3 protein-coding genes are annotated in these 2,931 nt (G+C 29.0%); all 3 read right to left on the reverse strand.

The annotated features are described in order from the left end of the window. Nucleotides 1-276, reverse strand: a 276-nt coding sequence (locus Q7U95_RS08565; RefSeq protein ID WP_308753643.1) for a hypothetical protein, incomplete at its 3' end; no start/stop codon positions are given. A 133-nt stretch (nucleotides 277-409) separates the two neighbouring features. Further along, complete coding sequence (locus tag Q7U95_RS08570) at nucleotides 410-1,255, reverse strand: hypothetical protein (RefSeq protein ID WP_308753645.1); 846 nt, start codon at nucleotides 1,253-1,255, stop codon at nucleotides 410-412. A gap of 542 nt (nucleotides 1,256-1,797) precedes the next feature. Beyond that, nucleotides 1,798-2,931 (reverse strand): hypothetical protein (locus tag Q7U95_RS08575; protein WP_308753647.1); only part of this gene is annotated, 1,134 nt, incomplete at its 5' end.

Below are 2,931 nucleotides of genomic sequence, written 5' to 3' on the forward strand. Positions count from 1 at the left end.
AATAAATATTATGTGCTTCTTTCTTAATATACTATCAATAAGGCGTTTTGAAACTTCCATATACTCCTCATTTAGAAAATATCCAAGTATATGTTCAGTGAACTTTCCTACTACTACAATTTCATCCTTATTGTCAGTTTCTAAGATTTCGCAAATTGACTGCCAATTCGAGACACTGGATTTTAATATTTTTTTGGTGATATAAAAGTCATTTGCTTGAAAAAACGTATAGGTAGAACCTCTGTCGATATTGTCAAGAATTAGTGCTTGTTTCATTGTCTTTTAAAATTACGTTAAGTATATGAAAAGTAGGCAATTGCGGGCTTCAAACTTATCAAACCGTTGAAAAGTTGAAGTGGACTACAACCCTCGAATTTACTGCTATTTCACCTATTTTGTATATACATTGTTAGGTGCTCAGGCTTTTTATTTTATCTAAAAAATCAGTTTTAATTTTACTTGTCAACTCTTTTAATTTTTTCATAACTTCAGGATTTGCATTTGGATTTGCAGCATTGATTTTGTTCTCAATATCCAGAAAGGTAGATTCAAACTTATTATGCATGTCTACGTTCTTTTGTTTTTCATTTACTTTAGATATTGAAGCCATTTTTTCAGTAAAACGAAACATTTCAGTAATAATCGCCAAGAATGGTGATAATTTTTTGAATGTTTCTTCAACTTCAAGGTCAATTATCATGTCATAAACCTTACTTGCTTTTCTATCATAATGAATAGATAAATTTCTCTGTTCTTTTATTGCTTCAAAATTTTCATCGAAGTAATCATCAAGTTTTTTGGTAAGAGAATCATATTCAGGCTTTAACTCTATAATTGATTCATTAATGATAACTTGTATATCCTGATACCAATAAGATTTTTTTCTATACTTAGTTACAGCATCTCCATGTTCATTTACTTTCACAAAGTTATATATCTGCTTATATCCTTCATTTATTGTTACTATTATCTGTCTTATTGAGAGAAGTTGCTCATAAGTGTATTTCGAATTTAGATGAGCCCTCATTGCAGAAGCCAAATCAAGATATATTAAACCAATTAGCATTCTGTATTCTAAAAGCTTTTCAATATTATCAAAAATCTTGTCTTCAACATTAAATTCAGAATCAGCCATGAATTTAGTCATAAGTTTCACTTTTTTTATGAAACTCCTCACTTCATCAACCGATTTTGATGCATGCTCAATTCCTAATTCAGTACTTTCTAAAAGTTTCAACTTTGTTTCTTCTGTCATTGGAGTATGTTTCATGTTGTTCTGAGTTTTCTTTGCCTACTGACTAACGTTTCTATAATAAACTGTATATCAACATATTGAAATTCAAAGCTCCTCATTAGTTTGTCCAAATTTATCAATTTGTTTTTTAATACGCTTTACCAAACCATTTTTCTTTTTTGGTCTAAAAAGAGTTATCCTGCCATGTTGTTGAAGGGCACATATTTAATGACTAAATCAACCACAACCAAACACTTAACCTTAATATCCATTTTGCGTTTCCTGCAAACCGGAAGTCATATGCCCGCTGATCAACAAAAATCGTCCAAAACTTTCTATTTAACGCTAAACCATTGTTGCAGAATACTATAAAAACACAAATACCTGCAATACTTCAGAGAACGTCCGTTCAATATTCTTTTAAAACCACTAAAAAACCGTCAATAAGCACATAACACCTTTCTGGATTCTGGTGGGGATGCGCTATATCGAGCCTGTCGAGATATAGTTCAATCCTGAAAATTCGGGAACTCATCGCTGGGTGCTGCGCACCGCTCAGAGTCCTATTTATTAGCGCCAGTATTTATTAACTTTATACTTACATAACTATCTTGGTCTCTAACTGAAACATAACATTTATTTACTACTAATATTTTTATTAAATTGTCTATATCATTTTCCGCTTTAAATCTGAATATATCTTTCGGATATTCTTCCTCATTTATTCCAATGACAGAAAATGTATTGATTAAATCATTCAATAAACTTGAATTGATTTTAGATGCCTTTGAAGTACGCAATAAAATTAACTCTTTAGATTTGAATTCAATTTGTAAAGAAGATTTAAGTTTTGTTGTGGTTTCTTTTAATAGATTTATCAATCTCTTCTCGACATCCTTTCCTTTATATTGAGCTTTAAATAAGATATTTAGAATTCGATTTAACTCCAATAGGTATTCATTTTGATTATATCTCTTAAGTTCTCTAATATAAAATTCAGGATCATTGCTTTTGTATATTGCAGTATTCCAAACATTCCTCCATTCAATCATTTTATTATATTTTGTATACTCACTTTCTATGCCTCTTGAATTTTCGATTAAATAATTAGCACAGAAAAATTCTTTATATAAAACATGAGAAAATGACCATTTCTCTTTTTGATTGAATATCAAACTTGTCGATTCCTCAATTTCTTTAAGAAGTTCATTAATTTTTGATTTCTTGTATTTGTAAGGCAAACAAGAAATAGCATAATTTTCATCAAAAACTTGTTTCTTGTCTTTAAATAAATTGAATGAAATATTTTCTAATATGTTTTTCGCTTCATGGTGGTTTAGAAACTTGTATCTATTAATTTGTCTACTGGAATCCCACCGTTCTAATAAATGAGTTATTATTTCCTCAACTAATGTAGGCAGGCTAGATGGAAGTACCTTTTTTATTAAATAGATTCCAATTGAAAGACTTAGTAATAATGGATTTGATAAAAGAAGGTTTAAATCTGAATTAAATTTAATTAGGGAATAAAAGTTTTGTCTTTCTTCATCATCAGAAATGTATCGATATATTAATGATCTAATTTGTTCATTGTTGAAAGGAAGTAATTCTAATTTAGAATAATATTCAAAACATGGTATATCATCTAATTCTCTAATTTTCCTACTTGAAACAATTATTCTATAATCACTATTTTT

Source organism: Candidatus Oleimmundimicrobium sp. (assembly GCF_030651595.1).
Lineage (GTDB): Bacteria > Actinomycetota > Aquicultoria > UBA3085 > Oleimmundimicrobiaceae > JAUSCH01.

What these genes read in the sequence shown, in the direction of transcription:
- Q7U95_RS08570 (WP_308753645.1), bottom strand. Translation starts at nt 1,255, where the DNA reads ATGACAGAAGAAACAAAGTTGAAACTTTTAGAAAGTACTGAATTAGGA.